Annotated in this window: 18 protein-coding genes; 14 read left to right on the top strand and 4 right to left on the bottom strand. The window is 69.5% G+C overall.

Features of this window, described 5'->3' with window-relative positions; genetic code table 11:
* Nucleotides 1-8: 8 nt before the first annotated feature.
* Complete coding sequence (gene uppS, locus E4P24_RS11740; RefSeq protein WP_004062639.1) at nt 9-938, bottom strand: polyprenyl diphosphate synthase; 930 nt, start codon at nt 936-938, stop codon at nt 9-11.
* Between the two features lie 108 nt (nt 939-1,046).
* On the opposite strand from uppS, the gene E4P24_RS11735 reads away from it, so the two are divergent.
* The 8 genes from E4P24_RS11735 to E4P24_RS11700 all read left to right on the top strand — a co-directional run bounded on the left by E4P24_RS11735 (nt 1,047) and on the right by E4P24_RS11700 (nt 6,750).
* The gene (locus E4P24_RS11735; protein WP_008575434.1) at nt 1,047-1,445 is read left to right on the top strand and encodes a DUF5778 family protein; all 399 of its coding nucleotides are present in this window, start codon (nt 1,047-1,049) and stop codon (nt 1,443-1,445) included.
* Between the two features lie 180 nt (nt 1,446-1,625).
* A complete protein-coding gene (locus E4P24_RS11730) occupies nt 1,626-2,687 on the top strand; it encodes an Lrp/AsnC family transcriptional regulator (RefSeq protein ID WP_144858814.1) in 1,062 nt (353 codons plus the stop codon).
* Nucleotide 2,688: 1 nt separating this feature from the next.
* A complete protein-coding gene (locus tag E4P24_RS11725) occupies nt 2,689-3,336 on the top strand; it encodes a bifunctional precorrin-2 dehydrogenase/sirohydrochlorin ferrochelatase (protein WP_004062642.1) in 648 nt (215 codons plus the stop codon).
* On the top strand, nt 3,333-4,727 hold the full coding sequence (gene hemA, locus E4P24_RS11720; protein ID WP_004062643.1) for a glutamyl-tRNA reductase: 1,395 nt from the start codon (nt 3,333-3,335) through the stop codon (nt 4,725-4,727). The genes E4P24_RS11725 and hemA overlap by 4 nt, the downstream gene beginning before the upstream one ends.
* 61 nt (nt 4,728-4,788) lie before the next feature.
* Nucleotides 4,789-5,322: a hypothetical protein gene (locus tag E4P24_RS11715; RefSeq protein WP_223173929.1), complete on the top strand. Its 534-nt coding sequence runs from the start codon at nt 4,789-4,791 to the stop codon at nt 5,320-5,322.
* A 45-nt stretch (nt 5,323-5,367) separates the two neighbouring features.
* Nucleotides 5,368-5,643: a 4a-hydroxytetrahydrobiopterin dehydratase gene (locus E4P24_RS11710; protein WP_004042202.1), complete on the top strand. Its 276-nt coding sequence runs from the start codon at nt 5,368-5,370 to the stop codon at nt 5,641-5,643.
* A complete protein-coding gene (gene lwrS, locus E4P24_RS11705; protein WP_008575420.1) occupies nt 5,640-6,035 on the top strand; it encodes an LWR-salt protein in 396 nt (131 codons plus the stop codon). Before E4P24_RS11710 ends, lwrS begins: the two co-directional genes overlap by 4 nt.
* 46 nt (nt 6,036-6,081) lie before the next feature.
* On the top strand, nt 6,082-6,750 hold the full coding sequence (locus tag E4P24_RS11700) for an HAD family hydrolase (protein WP_004062646.1): 669 nt from the start codon (nt 6,082-6,084) through the stop codon (nt 6,748-6,750).
* Nucleotides 6,751-6,821: 71 nt separating this feature from the next.
* Here E4P24_RS11700 and E4P24_RS11695 read toward each other — a convergent pair whose 3' ends face one another.
* The 3 genes from E4P24_RS11695 to glp form a co-directional block, all read right to left on the bottom strand.
* Complete coding sequence (locus E4P24_RS11695) at nt 6,822-7,568, bottom strand: response regulator (RefSeq protein ID WP_008575417.1); 747 nt, start codon at nt 7,566-7,568, stop codon at nt 6,822-6,824.
* 99 nt (nt 7,569-7,667) lie between these two features.
* Complete coding sequence (locus E4P24_RS11690) at nt 7,668-9,572, bottom strand: molybdopterin biosynthesis protein (RefSeq protein WP_188148504.1); 1,905 nt, start codon at nt 9,570-9,572, stop codon at nt 7,668-7,670.
* The gene (gene glp, locus E4P24_RS11685; protein ID WP_115803005.1) at nt 9,569-10,789 is read right to left on the bottom strand and encodes a gephyrin-like molybdotransferase Glp; all 1,221 of its coding nucleotides are present in this window, start codon (nt 10,787-10,789) and stop codon (nt 9,569-9,571) included. Before glp ends, E4P24_RS11690 begins: the two co-directional genes overlap by 4 nt.
* 142 nt (nt 10,790-10,931) lie before the next feature.
* Here glp and E4P24_RS11680 point away from each other — a divergent pair, with 142 nt between their 5' ends.
* The 6 genes from E4P24_RS11680 (at nt 10,932) to E4P24_RS11655 (ending at nt 15,674) form a co-directional block, all read left to right on the top strand.
* Nucleotides 10,932-11,300 (top strand): Hsp20/alpha crystallin family protein, encoded by a 369-nt coding sequence (locus tag E4P24_RS11680; RefSeq protein WP_115803006.1) that lies wholly within the window; start codon nt 10,932-10,934, stop codon nt 11,298-11,300.
* An 8-nt stretch (nt 11,301-11,308) separates the two neighbouring features.
* A complete protein-coding gene (locus tag E4P24_RS11675) occupies nt 11,309-12,985 on the top strand; it encodes an AarF/ABC1/UbiB kinase family protein (protein WP_008605327.1) in 1,677 nt (558 codons plus the stop codon).
* Nucleotides 12,986-13,042: 57 nt separating this feature from the next.
* On the top strand, nt 13,043-13,471 hold the full coding sequence (locus E4P24_RS11670) for a DUF5518 domain-containing protein (RefSeq protein WP_004042194.1): 429 nt from the start codon (nt 13,043-13,045) through the stop codon (nt 13,469-13,471).
* 94 nt (nt 13,472-13,565) lie between these two features.
* Entirely contained in the window at nt 13,566-13,940 is a 375-nt protein-coding gene (locus E4P24_RS11665; RefSeq protein WP_004062652.1) for a translation initiation factor IF-5A, read from the top strand.
* A 15-nt stretch (nt 13,941-13,955) separates the two neighbouring features.
* Nucleotides 13,956-14,771, top strand: a complete 816-nt coding sequence (gene speB, locus E4P24_RS11660; RefSeq protein WP_115860930.1) for an agmatinase — start codon at nt 13,956-13,958, stop codon at nt 14,769-14,771.
* A gap of 141 nt (nt 14,772-14,912) precedes the next feature.
* Nucleotides 14,913-15,674: a Nif3-like dinuclear metal center hexameric protein gene (locus tag E4P24_RS11655; protein WP_115891463.1), complete on the top strand. Its 762-nt coding sequence runs from the start codon at nt 14,913-14,915 to the stop codon at nt 15,672-15,674.
* Nucleotides 15,675-15,723 lie beyond the last annotated feature (49 nt).

Raw genomic sequence — 15,723 nt, 5'->3', positions numbered from 1 at the left:
CGGCCGACTCAGTCGGCCGTCTCGTCGGTCCGCTTCGCCAACTCGGCGGACACCTCGTCGGCCCCCGACGAGGGGAGTTGCTCGCGGAGGCGACCGGCGACGGTGCGGGCGTCCTCCAACTCGACTTCGGCGACGGCCCGGACGAGCGTGACGGCGCGCTCGGTCCGGGTGCGCTGCCACGACTGCTCTCTGGACTCGTAGGTGCGGATGCCGCGCAGGAAGTCGACCTTCGAGAACTCCGGCCAGTAGGGCGCACAGAAGTAGACCGCGGCCTCGTTGCCGTTGGCGTGCCACGGCAGGAAGTTCGAGGTGCGCTCGTCGCCGCCGGGGCGGATGATGAGGTCCACGTCGCGGACGGGTTTTCTGGACAGGCGGCGGTCGACCGCCGACACGTCCACTTCGTCGGGCGAGAGGTCGCCGCGCTCGACCGCCCGGCAGACGTCGCGGGCGGCCCCGAGGAGTTCCGCCCGGCCGCCGTACGCGAGGGCGATGTTGAGGGTGAAGCCGTCGTAGTCGGCGGTCCGGGACTCCGCGTACTCGACGGCGTCGCGGACGCGGTCGGGGAGCAGGTGGACCTCACCGATGGCGCGGACGGCGACCTCGCGGTCGTGGACGCGCTCGGAGTCGGCGAACTCGTAGAGCTTGTCCTCGATGAGGTCGAAGAGGGGTTCGCGCTCGTGTTCCGGGCGGTCGAAGTTCTCGGTCGAGAAGGTGTACAGCGTCAGCTCCTCGATGCCGAGTTCCTCGCACCACGTCAACACGTCCTCGGTCGTCTGCGCGCCGGCCTTGTGGCCGTCGGGGGCGTCGTCGCCGTTCTTCCGGGCGTACCGGCGGTTGCCGTCCTGAATGATGGCGACGTGGGTCGGTCCGTCGTCTATCTCCCGGTCGAGCACCCGCTCGTAGGCGCGTCGAAAGCCGCGTCGGACCCACCCGAACATATACCGCCGGTCGTCTCCCGGGGCAATGTGTCTTGTGGGTTACACCGTCGCACGGTGCGGCGGGCGACGAATCGCCACCCGTTTGTACCTCCCCGAGAAGACTCGGACATGAGCGAGACCATCGACGAGGACCTCTACCAGCGGACCCTCGCGCTGCTCGAACCCGGCGATATCGAACTCGTCGGGGCCATCGTCCACACCGACCTCACCAGTCGCGAGGACCTGGAGATGCAGGAGCTGACCGTCGAAATCAACGATGTCATCGCGGAGCACGCGGGGAAGGGCGACGCGTGGATTTACGCCGGCAACGACGACACCGACTTCTCGTCGAACCAGTTCCAGGGCCTCTCCGTCGAGGACGACGAGTTCGTCTGGGAGTGCCAACAGCTCGTCCGCGACGGCACGTTCGACCTCGTGTTCTACTACGAGGCCATCGCCGACCAGGACGCCATCGTCGAGGGCCTCGAAGCGCTCGACGACATCGACCGCGTCACGCCGGTCCCCTGACGCGGTCCCTCGACGCGGGCCGCGGCCCGTCGACGCTCGAACGTCCTTTTTTACCCCACGGGCCGGGCGCTCGCGCCGCCCGCGTCGAGCGTTCACGGACGGCTCGCCGGGCGTTCGGGTCTGTTCGCCGCGGTGAGAACAAGCGAGGCGTTTATCCGCCTCGCATCCCGAGTGACGCCCATGATACAGGCGGACGCGGACCTCTCTCGTCTCGACCGCGCCATCGTCAACGCCTTCCAGGGCGGCTTCCCCGTCGTCGAACGTCCCTTCGAGCCAGCGGCGGCCGCGCTCCGCGAGCGCGGGGTGGACGTGTCGGCGGCCGACCTCTGCGAGCGGGTGCGGACGCTCGACGAGGAGGGCGTTCTCTCGCGGTTCGGCGCGCTCGTCAACGCCGAGGAAATCGGCGGCACGGCGACGCTCGTCGCCATGCACGCGCCGCCCGAGCGATTCGACGAGGTGGCCGAGCAGGTGAACGACCACCGCGAGGTCGCGCACAACTACGAGCGCGAGCATCCCCACCTGAACATGTGGTTCGTCGTCTCGGTCGCCGACGAGTCGCGGGTCGAGGAGGTGCTCGGTGACATCGAGGACGAGACGGGCCAAGCGACGTACAACATGCCCAAGCGCCACGAGTTCCACGTCGGCGCGAAGTTCCTCCTCGACGGTCCCATCTCGGACGGCGACCTCGACCTCTCGCACCTCGGCCCCGACGTGGAGCCGACGGACGCGCGCACCCTGACGCCCGACGAGCGCGACCTCGTCATGGAGATTCAGGGCGGCCTGCCGATTACGGAGACGCCCTACGCCGACGTGGCGGCGGCCATCGGACAGGAGCCGTCGTGGGTCGTCGAGACCATCAAGCGGTTCAATCTGGAGGGGAAGGTCCGCCGCGTCGGCGTCATCCCGAACCACTACGCGCTCGGCTACTCGGAAAACGGGATGACCGTCTGGAACGTCCCCGACGACCTCGTGATGGAGGTCGGCCCCGAAATCGCCTCGCTGGACTTCGTCACCCACTGCTACCGCCGGCCGCGACACGAGGGCGTCTGGCCGTACAACTTCTTCGCCATGACCCACGGCCGCTCCGAGGCGGAAAGCGAAGCCCGCATCGAGCAGGTGCGCGAGGTCATGAGCGACTACTGGGACGTGGGCGACGACGACTGGGACACCCTGTTTTCGACGCGCATCCTGAAGAAGACGGGAATCAGACTGGACGAACGAGCCGAGGCGAACACGGAGTGAGATGATTCCGCTGGTCCACGACCTCTCCGACGAGACGGTCGTCGTCTTCGGCGGGGGGCCCGTCGGCGCGCGGAAGGCCCGCCGGTTCGCCCGCGAGGCGCGGACCGTCGTCGTCAGCCCCGCGTTCGCTGACCGCGACTTCGGCGACGCGGAACGCGTCCGGGCGGCCCCCGCGCCCGACGAGGTTTCCGACTGGGTCGAACGGTTCGCCCCGGCGCTCGTCGTCGCGGCGACCGACGACGACGACGTGAACGACGCGGTCGTCGCAGCCGCCCGAGACGCCGGCGCACTCGTCAACCGGGCCGACCGGAGCGGCGAGCGCGACGCGGGGAGCGTGGTCGTCCCGGCCACCGTCGAGGACGGCGACGTGTCGGTCGCGATTACGACCGGCGGGGCGAGCCCGGCGCTCTCGAAGCACCTCCGAGAGCGCGTCGAAGCCGAGTTGGCGGGAGCCGGCGAGATGGCCGCGTTGACCGCGGAGCTTCGGGCGGAGCTCAAGGCGTCCGACCGGTCGCCGGCCGAGCGCCGTGATGCGATTCGCGCGGTCGTGCGAGACCCGTCGGTTTGGAAGGCTTTACGTACCGGCGATGCAAATCCCCGCCAAGAGGCAGCGCGCGTGATACGAGACACACAGCGAGGTGATTCATGAGAGATTCGGGCGTCATCTCCGGTGTGAGCGTCGCCCACGACCGGGCCAGCGTTCGCGAGATAGAAGCCGCGTCGAGCGACGACGTTCAGACCGTCGTCGAGCGACTCCTCGCCCGCGACGGCGTCTCCGAGGCGTTTTCGCTCCAGACGTGTAACCGCGCCGAGGCGTACGTCGTCACCGACGACGCGGCCGACGGCCGCCGCGCGCTTGACGATTTCGCTCCCGACGTTCGAGACGGGAGCGTCCGCCACATGGACCACGAAGAGACCCTCCGCCACCTCATGCGCGTGGCGTCGGGGCTCGAATCGCTCGTCCTCGGCGAGGACCAGATTCTCGGACAGGTCAAAGCCGGCATCGAGGCCGCCCGCGAACAGGACGCCATCGGCCCGATGCTCGAAGACGCGCTCATGAAGGCCGTCCACGTCGGTGAGCGCGCCCGCGACGAGACGGCCATCAACGAGGGGGCCGTCTCCCTCGGGAGCGCCGCCGTCAGGCTCGCGCGGGCCGAACTCGACGCCCCCATCGGGGAGGTCGAAGCCCTCGTCGTCGGGGCCGGCGAGATGGGCACGCTCGCGACGAAGGCGCTCGCGTCGGTCGACGTGGGCGACCTCGTCGTCGCGAACCGGACGGTCGCCAACGCCCGCCACCTCGCCCGCGAGGTGCCGGGCGTCTCGAAGGCCGTCGGACTGGGCGACCTCGGCGGTCGCCTCCGCGACGCCGACCTCGTCATCACGGCCACGAGCAGCCCCGACTACGTCGTCACCCCGAACCAGTTGGACGACGCCGGCGAGACGATGCTCATCGACATCGCCCAGCCGCGGGACGTCGACCCCGACGCCAGCGACCTCGCCGGCGTCCGCGTCCGCGACATCGACGATTTGGAGACGGTGACCGACCGGACCGCGGAGCGCCGCGAGCGCGCCGCCAGCGAGGTCGAGGCGATGATAGACGAGGAGTTCGACCGCCTGCTCGCCGCCTACAAGCGCAAGCGCGCCGACGAGGCCATCAGTTCGATGTACGAGGCCGCAGAGCACGTCAAGCGCCGCGAGGTGTCGACGGCGCTGTCGAAGCTCGAATCGCAGGGCGACCTCACCGACGAGCAACGCGAGACGGTCGAGTCGCTCGCGGACGCGCTCGTCGGCCAAATCCTCGCCGCGCCGACCAAGAGCCTCCGCGACGCCGCCGGCGACGACGACTGGACGACCATCCAGACCGCCATGCAGCTGTTCAATCCCGACTTCGGCGACCTCGGGGCGTCGGAGTCGGCCGGGCCGTCCGAGCCGTCCGGACCGTCCATCGAGTTTTCGGGTGAGCCGCCGGAGGACCTCGACCGCGAGGCGCTCGAAGGCGAGGTCCCGCGGCGCGTTCTCGAACAGCTCTCCGACGACTGACGGCGGCCGAAGCGGCCGACGACCGAACCTTCTTATCCGAACGCGGGACCACTCCGCGACGATGTTACCACGCCGACCGAAAGCGACGAGCCTCGTGTGTGGCTCCCGTTTCGACGCCGACCACCGAGGAGCCGCGGCCAGCGCGTTCCCGGCCGTCGGCCGGCGTCTCGTGAACCGCCTCCGGGCGCGAGCGCGTCGCCGCCTCGTCGGGGCGACCCCGGAACGACGAGTTCACGACCTCGACGGCGTCGCTCGGGCGACCGTCGTCGGCACGGTCGCGGGCGTCGCGGGCGACGGGCCGGCGGTCGAGGTCTGGCGGGGCAAGGCGAGCGCCGGCGACGGCCGACGAGGGGACGGCGGTCGGCCGGTCGTCGGCCGTGCGACGCGCCCGTTCGTCCTCCGCGACGCGACCGGCGAGGTTCGGGTTCGCGTCCCGCCGGGCGGGCACGTCGCGTTCGGCGGCGAGGAAGTGACGGGGGTCGTCGCCCGCGGCGACGAGGTCTCGGTGACGGGACGCGTCGTCCGCGGCCGCGACCGCGAGCGACGACGGCTCCTGACGGGGCCGCGGTTCGTCGTCCGCGCGGGCGACACCTGACAATCCGGCAGAATCCTTATCGGGGTGCCACCCGACGGGTTCGGCATGGCAGAGCTGCTCTCGGACGACGAAATCGACGCACAGCTCGGGTCGGATTGGGAACGCGACGGCGACGAAATCGTCCGCGTCTACGAGTTCGACGACTACCTCGACGGCGTGGCGTTCGCCGCCAGCGTGGGCGAGGTGGCCGAAGAGGAGTTCCACCACCCCGAGATAACGATTCGGTACCAGGAGGTCGAAGTCCGCCTCACGAGCCACGAGGAAGGCGGCATCACGGATAAGGACCTCCGACTCGCTGACCTGTTCGACGACGAGCTGTGAGCGACGGGGAGACCGCGGAACTCACCTACGTCTTCCGGGTTCGCTTCCGCCTCGACGCCGCCGCCGGTGTCGAGACCGACCCGCGGGAGTTCGAGACGACGGTCCGCATCACGCCGCCGCCGCCCGGCGAGGAGGGCTGGCTGTTGTTCCGCGACGCGCTGTGGCGCGGCGAGGTGAACGACGAGCGGCACGCCCGCGACCTCGCGTCGTCGTGGCTCGACGCCCCCGTCGTCTCGTGTTCGTTCTCCGAGGTCCGGGCCGACGAGGCGTCGCTGGACGCGTTCCGCGAGGCCGTCGCCGCGGACCTCGACGCGTTCAACGCCGACTCGGTCCGCGAGGTGCTCCACAAGTACTTCGGGAGCGCGATTCGCGTCGAATCGAGCGATTCGTGACGCGGGGCAAGACATTTATCCACGCCTGACGTACTGTGTTGTCCGAATGGTCGCCGATGACTACGATTTCTGGCTGTTCGACCTCGACGGAACCCTCGTCGACGCCGAGTGGTCGTACACGCGCGACGTGTTCGACCGCGTCGGTGACCGACTGGGTCGTCAGTTCACGGACCGCGAAGCCGAGACCATCTGGCACGGACTCGGCGGCGCGCGCGACCCGATGCTCCGCGAGTGGGGCATCGACCCCGCCGAGTTCTGGCCCGCGTTCCACCGCGAGGAAGACCCCGTAAAGCGAGCCGAAGTGACGTACCTCCACGACGACGCCGAGCGCCTCATCGAGGAGATTCACGCCGCCGGCCGGCCGGTCGGCATCGTCACGCACTGTCAGCAGTTCCTGACCGACCCCGTGTTGGACCATCTCGACGTGCGCGACTGGTTCGACACCGTCGTCTGCTGCACCGAGGAGACGGGGTGGAAACCCGACGCCGCGCCGGTGCGGCGGGCTATCGGTGGGCTGGGGTTGGACGACCGGCTCCTGACCGACGGCGGCACCGCGGGCGTGCTCGCCGGCGACGGCGAAAGCGACATCGGGGCCGCGTGGAACGCCGGTTTGGACGGCATCCACGTCGAGCGCCACGGTCCGGAACACCGCGGGCGCTGCGTGCTCGGGGAGTACCGCGTCGAGAGCTTCGACGACCTCGTTCGCTCCGGATAGGTCGGCCGATTCCGCTCACAGAGACAGAGTCCACGGGAATCGCGGGGGCAACGGCCGAGAAGAGTCGACGCTCAGGACAGCGTGTGTTCGGGCGTCGGGCGGGCGAAGATGTCGCCGGTGCTCGTGACGGCGACCTGAACGTCTTCGTACGGGAACCGGACCTCGATGCCGGGGCGCTCTTCGTCCTCGACGACGGGTCGGAGCAGTTCTTCGAGCGCGTCGGTGTCGATGTACTCGTACAGCGGCGTCTCGATGGCCGAGAGTCCGCCGTAAGACTCGACGGCTTCCACGATGACGATGCCGAGTTCCTCGTCACCGAACCATTGCCCGACGAGTTCCCAGTTATCGTCGAGGCCGAACGTGGCCTCGGCGGCCGCGTCGGCGTGGTCTTCGAGGGCCTGCGTGACCGCGGAGGCGCCGACGGCGAGCGCGGAGTCGGCGCTGTCGTCGTCGACGATGCCGCGCACGCGCTGGAGGACCGTCGCGAGGTCGCCGGGGCCGGCCTTCTGGACGTACTCGGTGACGCCGGCGGTCGAGGCGACATCGGCAACCTCTGGCCATTCTTTCGCCGTGAACAGGAGGATGGGGATGTCCGCGTGCTCCTGTCGGACGGCCTTGACGAGCGGCACTCCGTTGGGGAGGACGAGCGAGTCGCTCACGACGCAGTCGACCGACTCGGCGGCGATGACGTCGAGCGCCTCCGTCGCCGTCTCGGCGGTGAGAAAGGAGACGGCGTCGAGTTGGCGGAACGCGGCGGCCGAGAGGGCGAGCATCTCGGGGTCGTCGTCGACGTGTAGGACCTTTAGCGGGCGGTTCATATACCAGTTATACACGCTACGTGGATAAAAACGTTCCACTTAGTTTATACTTCAGCGGAACGCGACTATCTGAACCGCTCGCGGCGACTTCCTAAAGGGTTACCGGGGTGTTTGGCCCCTCTCGAACCCTGCGAGGTCGGCAAAGGCATCGTCGCTCGCCGCGAGCGCGTCGCGGAGCGAGTCGACGCCGGGTTTCTCGATCCGGGCCGGATTCGCGAGGACGGCGACCGGCTGTGTCCCGAGCGAGACGAAGTCGAGTCCGAGCGAGTCGGCGGTCGCGCGGAGGCCGAGTCCCGCGTCGGCGCGGCCGGCGGCGACCGTCCGCGCCGGGCTCTCGAACGCCTTCGTCCCGCGGTCGAACCCTTCGATTGACTCCACGAGTTCGTGGCGGGTCGTCCCGCGCTCGTCGGCGAGGGCGGCGACCGCGTTGCCGAGGTCGGTCCGCAGGCCGGAGTTCGAATCCCGGTTGATAAAGCGGAGGTCGTCGTCCACGAGGTCCGCGAGGCCGGACACGCCGTCGGGGTTGCCGGCGGGGACGACGAGGCCCCACTCGCGGGTCCACGAGCCGAGTTCGACCGCGTCGATGTCGTCGATGGCGTCGCCCCGGTCGCCCGCGACGACGGCCACGTCCGAGATACCGTCTCGGAGCCGTCGCAGGCCCTCGCGGGAGCCGAACGGGAGATACCGCGGCGACGACACGCGGTCGAGGACGCGCGAGAGCGCGGGGTCGTCCTCGCCGACGCCGAGCAGGTCCGGCGCGCGAACGTCGGGCGAGAACAGGTGGACCGTCACCGACTCGCCTTCCGCGAGGTACTCCACGTCGGCCGGGACCTCGACGACGCCGTCGGCCTCGACGAGGCTCGTCGTCGCGCCGGACCCCTTGTCGACGGGGTAGACGAGCGTGTTGCCGTCGCCGTCGGCGACGAGTCCGACGGGCATGAGCCGCGTCCGGCCCTCTGCGTACCGCTCGCGGGCGGCCATCGTCCCCTCGACCGTCGCGGTCCGGGGTTCCGGAAGGCCCGCGGCGTCGCGGACCGCCGGCGCGACGAACGTCCGGAAGATGGTGAGCGCCGACACCGGGTAGCCCGGCAGGCCGATGTAGGCGCTCCCCTCCCCGAGCGTGCCGACGAGCATGGGTTTGCCGGGCTTGACGGAGACGCCGTGCAGCAGGAGTTCGCCGCGCTCTTCGACCACGCGGTAGATGACGTCGACCGCGCTCGCGGACGTGGAGCCAGACGAGAGCACGAGGTCGCACTCGTCGGCCGCCCGCCGAAGCAGGCGCTCCATCTCCTCGTAGTCGTCGCCCGCGTGGGGGTAGAGCTTCGGCACGCCGCCGGCCTCCTCGACCCCCGCGGCGATGGTGTAGGAGTTCACGTCGTAGATTTCGCCCGCCTCGGGGCGTAGTTCGTCGCCCGGCCGGACGAGTTCGTCGCCGGTCGAGACGATGCCCACGGTGGGCTTCCCGCGGACCGGAACCTCGTCGACGCCGAGCGCCGACAGCAGGCCGATTTCGCGGGGCGTCAGGCGCGTCCCGGGGCCGAGGGCGCGCGCGCCGGCGGCGATGTCGGTCCCGGCGGGCATCACGCTGTCGCCGGGGGCGACCGACGAGTAGACGACGAGCGAGCCGTCTCGCTCCTCGGTTCGTTCCACGATGACGACGGCGTCCGCGCCCGGCGGCATCACCGCGCCGGTGGAGATTTCGACGGCGGTTCCGGAGTCGACCGCCACGTCCGGTTCGGTGCCGGCGTGGACCGCTCCGGCGAGGTCGAGTTCGACCGGGTCGGACTCGTCCGCGCCGAAGGTGTCGCGGGCGCGGACCGCGTAGCCGTCCATGCTCGCGCGGTCGAAGCCGGGCACGTCGAGTTCGGCGTCGATGCGCTCGGCGAGGACGCGGCCGCGGGCGTCGTCGAGCGCCACGGTCTCGGCGTCGGGCGTCAGGTCGAGCGACGCGATGGCCTCGCGGGCGTCCTCGGGGGAGGCGAGGTCGCGGAACTGCTTTCTCATGCGGACCACTCCCAGCCCTCGACGGCGACCGTGTCGCCCTCGTCGTAGCCCTCTATCTCCTCGGGGACGACGACCCAGCCGTCCGCGAGCGCGACGCTGGAGAGGATGCCCGACCCGCTCGTCCGGGTCGGCTCGGCGGTCGGCTCGTCGCCCGACGCGTCGAGTTTGACGCGGGCGAACGTCCGCGTGCCGGGGGAACTCGGGAGTTTTCTGGTGAGCGTCGCCTCCTGCGTCGGCAGGGGGCGCTCGGGGAGCGAGCCGACGTGCTTCAGCACCGGTCGGAGGAACTGGAAGGCGTTGACGACGCAGGCGACCGGGTAGCCGGGAAGCATCACGACGGGCGTGCCCTCGACCACGCCGACCGCGACGGGGTGGCCGGGTTTGAGGGCGACGCCGTGGACCAACACCTCACCGATATCGTCGATGACCTCGGGGATGAGGTCGCGTTCACCGACCGACGACCCGCCGGTGGTGACGACAACGTCGTGGTCGAGGTCGGACTCGACGGCCTCGCGGAGCAGGTCGGCGTCGTCGACGACGATGTCGCGGTAGCTCGCTTCGCCGCCCCAGCGTTCGACCAGCCGGGAGACGGTCAGGCCGTTGGTCTCGATGACCTCGCCGGGGCCGGGGTCGGACTCGACGAGCTCCTCGCCGGTCGGGATGACGGAGACGCGGGGGCGCTCGAACAGCGTCACCTCCTCGACGCCGACGGAGCGAAGCAGGCCGATGTCCGACGGGCGAAGCTCGTGACCGGCCTCGAACAGCGGGGTTCCCTCGCGGACGTCTTCGCCGCGCTCCCCGACGTTCTCGCCCTCCGCGAGCGCGTCGAACACTTCGAGTTCGTCGCCGAGGCGCTCGGTGTGTTCGACCATCACGACGGCGTCGGCCCCGTCGGGCACGTCGCTGCCGGTGTGGACGCGGGCGGCGGTCCCCGGTTCGACCGGGCCGTCGACGATTCGGAGGACGTTCGGTGAGCGGCCGCTCGCGCCGAAAGTGTCCGACGCGCGGACGGCGTAGCCGTCCATGGCGGCGCGGTCGTAGCCGGGCACGTCGGCGGGGGCGACCGCGTCCTCGGCCAGCGCCCGGCCGTCGGCCTCGGCGAGCGGTCGGCGCACGGTTCGGTCGTGCGGCGTCGCCGCCGCGAGAAGTTCCTCGCGGGCGTCCGACAGCCGCGTTCGTTGCTTGAACCCGGCCGTGCGTCGGTCGTCGTGGTTCATACCGACCCTTCGGTTCGGGGGGCAAAAAGCGTCGGCCTCGGGCGCGGCGGCTGGCGATTCCAGAACCGGACGATGGTGTCTCGCGCTCGCGCGAGCGCGCGAGACCGCCGGGTTTTTCGACCCCGGCTCCCTATGAGCGTTCATGTCAGCACTGCGCGACGCGCTGTCCGACCTCCCGGACGCGGTGTTCGCCGACCTGTTGGAGTCCGAGACGGCCTACCTCTTGGTCCTCGACCTCCCGGGCGTGACCGCCGAGACGGCGGAGCTTCGGGTCGAGAAAGGCCGATTGGTCGTCGAAGCGCGACGCGACAAACAGCTTCCCGCCGAGTTCGACTACGTCCGCGAGGAACGACCGCTGTTCCTCGACGCCGAAGTTCCCCTCCCGCCTGACGCCGTGGCCGACGAGGCCGAGGCGTCGATGGAACGCGGGACGCTGGAAATCCGGCTCCCCAAGCGCGAGGCCGCCTCCGAGCGGACCATCCCCATTACCACCGGCGACGAAGACGCCTGACGAGGCGGGTGGTCACGCTGGTCAACCTCCGCGCCTACTGGCGGTTCCTCGTCGTCCTGTATCAGTTCTTTCCGCTCATCGTCGCGTACACCCGTGACAAGCGGAAGTACCTCCTGTTCGGCGGCGGCCGACGCGTCACGACCGAGATGCGCGTCGAGCGCGCCGACGTCCTCCTGGAGTCGCTACTGACGCTCGGGCCGACGTTCATCAAGCTCGGACAGCTCCTGTCGACGCGCCCCGACATCCTCCCGCCGGAGTACATCGAGGTGCTCGGCAGCCTCCAAGACGACGTGCCGGCCGCGCCGTGGGACGAGTCGAAGGCCGTCCTCGAAGCCGAACTCGGCCCGGTCGAAGAAGCGTTCGACGCGTTCGACAGCGACCCGATAAGCGGCGCGAGCCTCGGTCAGGTGTACGTCGCGGAGTACGAAGGCGAGAAGGTCGCCGTCAAGGTCCGTCGCCCCGGCATCGAAGACCTCGTCGAGGCCGACCTCCGGGTGATTCGGTGGTCGATGCCGCTTCTCATGCGCTTTATCGGTGAGGGGCGGGCGTTCTCGCTTGAGAACCTCGCCGACGAGTTCGCCAAGACCATCCGCGAGGAGATGGACTACGCCGAGGAGGCCGAGACGCTCGTCGAGATTCAGGAGAACTTCGCGGACGACGACACGCTCGTCATCCCCGAGCCGATTCCCGAGCGCTCCGGCGACCGGGTGCTCACGATGGAGTACCTCCCCGGAACCAAGATAAACGACATCGACGCGCTGGACGACCGCGGCATCGACCGCACGGAGTTGGCGACGAACCTCCAGCGAATCTACCTCCAGATGATCGTCGACGACGGCGTCTTCCACGCCGACCCCCACCCGGGGAACCTCTCCGTGACCGACGACGGCCGCATCATCTTCTACGACTTCGGGATGCACGGCGAGGTCGACCCGTTCATCCAGGAGAAAATCGTGGAGTTCTACATCGCCGTCGCCAACCAGGACGTCGACGGCATCCTCGACACGCTCATCGAGATGGGGACGCTCAGCCCGAACGTCGACCGGCAGGTGATGGGCGACGTGATGGAACTCGCCATCGCCGACGCCCGCGGCGACGACATCGAGCAGTACCGCGTCAACCAAATCCTCGAACAGGTCGAATCGACCATCTACGAGTTCCCGCTTCGGCTCCCGCGGAACCTCGCGCTCGTGCTCCGGGTCGCCGGCGTCGTCGAGGGCGTCTGCGTCACGCTCGACCCCGAGTTCGACTTCATCTCGGTGGCGACCGACTACCTGACCGAGGAGGGCTACCGCGAGGAGAGCGTCCAGAAAATCATCGAGGGCGTCGGCCAGCAGGGCCAAAAGACCGCCCAGTCGCTGTTCCGCGTGCCGCCCAAACTCGAACGCGTCCTCGACCGGGCGGACCGCGACAACCTGACGCTCAACGTCCGGCTGGAGGACAACCGCGGCGTCCTCGACAAGCTGGCGAAGCGACTCATCTACGGCATCTTCCTGTCGTTCGGCTTCGTCTCGACAGTCATCATCTACGCGCTGAACCCGGAGAACCTCGTCGCGGTCGGCGCGGCGGGCGTACCGACGGGCGTCGTCGCCCTGCTCCTGTGGCGGTCGTTCCGCTCGCGGAGGGGCATCCGGACGACGCCGCAGTTCACCCGGCAGAACCTCAAAGAGCGCCGCAGAGAGTAATCAAAGCTGAGAATCGGGCGCGTAAGTTTATCGGCTCTCGCGGACACACTCTCGGTTATGACGGAGTGGCGAGCGGTGTCCGTGGGGGTGTGTCTCGCCGCGTGCACCGAATCGCTCGTCTACGCGATGACGGGGCAGTTCACGCTCGTCGGCGGGGTCACGGGGAGCGCGCTCGCCGGCTACGTCGTCGGCACCGACCCCGCCGACGGCGGCTGGCACGGCCTCATGGCCGGCGTCGTCTGGGGCTGTCTGCTCATGCCGCTGTCGGTGCTTTTGACGTTTCTCGAACGGACGCCGATTCTCTTTCCGTTCCAGTACGTCATCCCGCTTGTCGAGACGCCCGGCGAGCTGACGACCGCCATCATGCTCGCGCTCGCGCTGCCGAACGTCGCGTCCGGGGCGCTCGGGAGCCGCGCCAGACGCGACGCGACGGGGACGTGGTTCGACCCGGAGATGGCCGAGGTCGACGCGGTCGAAGACGCCTGACCGAACCGGCCGACGGCCGCGCATTCCACGGCAGAGATTCGCGTGCGAAGACGGTTCCAAACCGTTTATACCCTCCATCCGATAACGGAGAGACATGGCGAAAGAGCAGAAGCAGGTGCGCGAGCTCCAAGAAGGAAGCTACGTCATGATGGAAGAAAAGCCGTGCAAAATCAACGCTTACAGTACCGCCAAGCCGGGCAAGCACGGCAGCGCGAAGGCGCGCGTCGAAGCCCGCGGCGTCTTCGACAGCAAGAAGCGCTCGCTCTCCCAGCCTGTCGACGCGAAGGTGTGGGTGCCCATCATCGAGCGGAAGCAGGGTCAGGTCGTCTCCGTCACCGGTGAGGACGCCCAGATTATGGACCTCGAGACGTACCAGACGTTCACGATGCGCATCCCCGAGGAGGAAGACCTCAACCCCGAAGACGAGATCGAGTACCTCGAGTACGAAGGCCAGCGAAAGATCGTCTAAACGGGGGCCACAGAGATGTTCCCCGGAGCAATCGCAGACCGCGAGGTCGCTGACTACGTCCTTCTCGGCGCTCCGCTCGACATCTCGACGTCCTTCGAACCCGGAACCCGTTTCGGACCGAATCGAATCCGTCGGTTCGCCGGGTCGTTCGACGACTACGACCGGCGCACCGACCAGTTTTTCACCGACTTGCGCGTCCACGACGCGGGCGACGTCCGCGCGTGGGACGACGCACCTGAGTACGTCGAATGGCTCGCCGGGAGCGTCCGCGACGCCGTCTGGGACGACGCCGTCCCCGTCGTCCTCGGCGGCGAACACACCGTCACCGCCGCCGGCGTCACCGGCGTCGACCCCGACGTGTTCGTCTGCCTCGACGCCCACCTCGACCTCCGCCGCGCGTACGACGGCAACGAGTGGAGCCACGCCACCGTCACCCGCCGCGTCCTCGACGAACTCGGCGTCGACGAGGCCGTGATTCTCGGCGCGCGAACCGGCTCGCCAGACGAGTGGGAGCGCGCCGCGGCCGACGACGTGACCGTGGTCGAACCCGAGGCCGTCCCCGACTGGGAGCCGGCGTTCGACGGCGACCAGTCCGTCTATCTGAGCGTCGATATCGACGCCGCGGACCCGGCGTTCGCGCCCGGCACGGGCACCACAGAGCCGTTCGGCCTCACCTCCCGGGAGATGCGAGACGTGGTCCGAGCGGTCGCACCTCACGCCGACGGTTTCGACGTGGTGGAAGTCAACGACCGCGACGACGGACAGGCCGCGTCGCTGGCGGCGAAGCTCCTCCGGGAGTTCGTCTTCTCGCACGCCGCCGGGCGGTCGTAAGCGACTGACGGTCGGGCGGAGCGCCGACCGCTGGACGGTCGCCACGAACCGCCGAGTCGCGCGCGTCGCCGCCGACATCGCGAACCACCGAACCGCGCACCGTCCCGTTCCTTACAAGTCCCCGAGCCACCACTCCCCGGTATGCAGCTCTCCGACATCGTCGCCCGACTCGACGAGACGCTCGCGACCGACGACTTCGCCGACGTGGACGCCAGCGCCAACGGCTTGCAGGTCGGCCCCGACGAGAAATCGGTCGAGAAAGTCGCCTTCGCCGTCGACGCCGCGGAGGCGACCATCGACGCCGCGCTCGACGCCGACGCCGACCTGCTCGTCGTCCACCACGGCCTCGTCTGGGGCGGCCTCGACCGAGTGACCGGCCGCGACTTCGACCGCATCGAGCCGCTGGTTCGCGGCGACCTCGCGCTCTACGTCTCGCACCTCCCGCTTGACGGCCATCAGGAACTCGGCAACGCCGCCGGCGTCGCGGACCACCTCGGCCTCGGGGACACCGAGCCGTTCGGCTCGCTCGGCCCGATTCACATCGGGCAGACGGGGAGCTTCGAGTCGCCGCAGACGGCCGACGAGATTCGGGCGGCGCTCGACGAACTCGACGGGAGCGCGGGGACGACCGTCCTCGACTTCGGCCCCGACGAGCTTTCGTCGGTCGGAGTCGTCACCGGCTCCGGCGTCGACTGGCTGGACGAAGCCATCGACCGCGGCGTCGACGCGCTCGTCACCGGCGAGGGCAAACAGAAGGTGTACCACGAGGCGCGCGAGGCCGGCGTCTCGGTGTTCCTCGCGGGCCACTACGCGACCGAGACGTTCGGGGTGCGAAGCCTGCGCGACCTCGCAGACGAGTGGGGGCTCGAAACCGAGTACGTCAGCCATCCGACCGGGCTGTAAGGCCGAGCGAACGCCTGCCAACCCGCGGCACGGCCTCGTCGGACCGGGG

This window comes from Haloferax sp. AS1, assembly GCF_014530665.1.
In the GTDB taxonomy this organism is placed as follows: Archaea; Halobacteriota; Halobacteria; order Halobacteriales; family Haloferacaceae; genus Haloferax; species Haloferax volcanii.
The sequence above is the reverse complement of the archived record's forward strand: the minus strand, read 5'-3'. Positions and strand labels throughout refer to the sequence as shown.

Coding starts and splice junctions, on each gene's coding strand:
- E4P24_RS11665 (WP_004062652.1), top strand. CDS start 13,566: ATGGCGAAAGAGCAGAAGCAGGTGCGCGAGCTCCAAGAAGGAAGCTAC.
- hemA (WP_004062643.1), top strand. CDS start 3,333: ATGAGAGATTCGGGCGTCATCTCCGGTGTGAGCGTCGCCCACGACCGG.
- uppS (WP_004062639.1), bottom strand. CDS start 938: ATGTTCGGGTGGGTCCGACGCGGCTTTCGACGCGCCTACGAGCGGGTG.
- E4P24_RS11730 (WP_144858814.1), top strand. CDS start 1,626: ATGATACAGGCGGACGCGGACCTCTCTCGTCTCGACCGCGCCATCGTC.
- E4P24_RS11670 (WP_004042194.1), top strand. CDS start 13,043: ATGACGGAGTGGCGAGCGGTGTCCGTGGGGGTGTGTCTCGCCGCGTGC.
- E4P24_RS11695 (WP_008575417.1), bottom strand. CDS start 7,568: ATGAACCGCCCGCTAAAGGTCCTACACGTCGACGACGACCCCGAGATG.
- E4P24_RS11700 (WP_004062646.1), top strand. CDS start 6,082: ATGGTCGCCGATGACTACGATTTCTGGCTGTTCGACCTCGACGGAACC.
- speB (WP_115860930.1), top strand. CDS start 13,956: ATGTTCCCCGGAGCAATCGCAGACCGCGAGGTCGCTGACTACGTCCTT.
- E4P24_RS11710 (WP_004042202.1), top strand. CDS start 5,368: ATGGCAGAGCTGCTCTCGGACGACGAAATCGACGCACAGCTCGGGTCG.
- E4P24_RS11690 (WP_188148504.1), bottom strand. CDS start 9,572: ATGAGAAAGCAGTTCCGCGACCTCGCCTCCCCCGAGGACGCCCGCGAG.
- E4P24_RS11735 (WP_008575434.1), top strand. CDS start 1,047: ATGAGCGAGACCATCGACGAGGACCTCTACCAGCGGACCCTCGCGCTG.
- E4P24_RS11725 (WP_004062642.1), top strand. CDS start 2,689: ATGATTCCGCTGGTCCACGACCTCTCCGACGAGACGGTCGTCGTCTTC.
- E4P24_RS11655 (WP_115891463.1), top strand. CDS start 14,913: ATGCAGCTCTCCGACATCGTCGCCCGACTCGACGAGACGCTCGCGACC.
- E4P24_RS11715 (WP_223173929.1), top strand. CDS start 4,789: ATGTTACCACGCCGACCGAAAGCGACGAGCCTCGTGTGTGGCTCCCGT.
- E4P24_RS11680 (WP_115803006.1), top strand. CDS start 10,932: ATGTCAGCACTGCGCGACGCGCTGTCCGACCTCCCGGACGCGGTGTTC.
- glp (WP_115803005.1), bottom strand. CDS start 10,789: ATGAACCACGACGACCGACGCACGGCCGGGTTCAAGCAACGAACGCGG.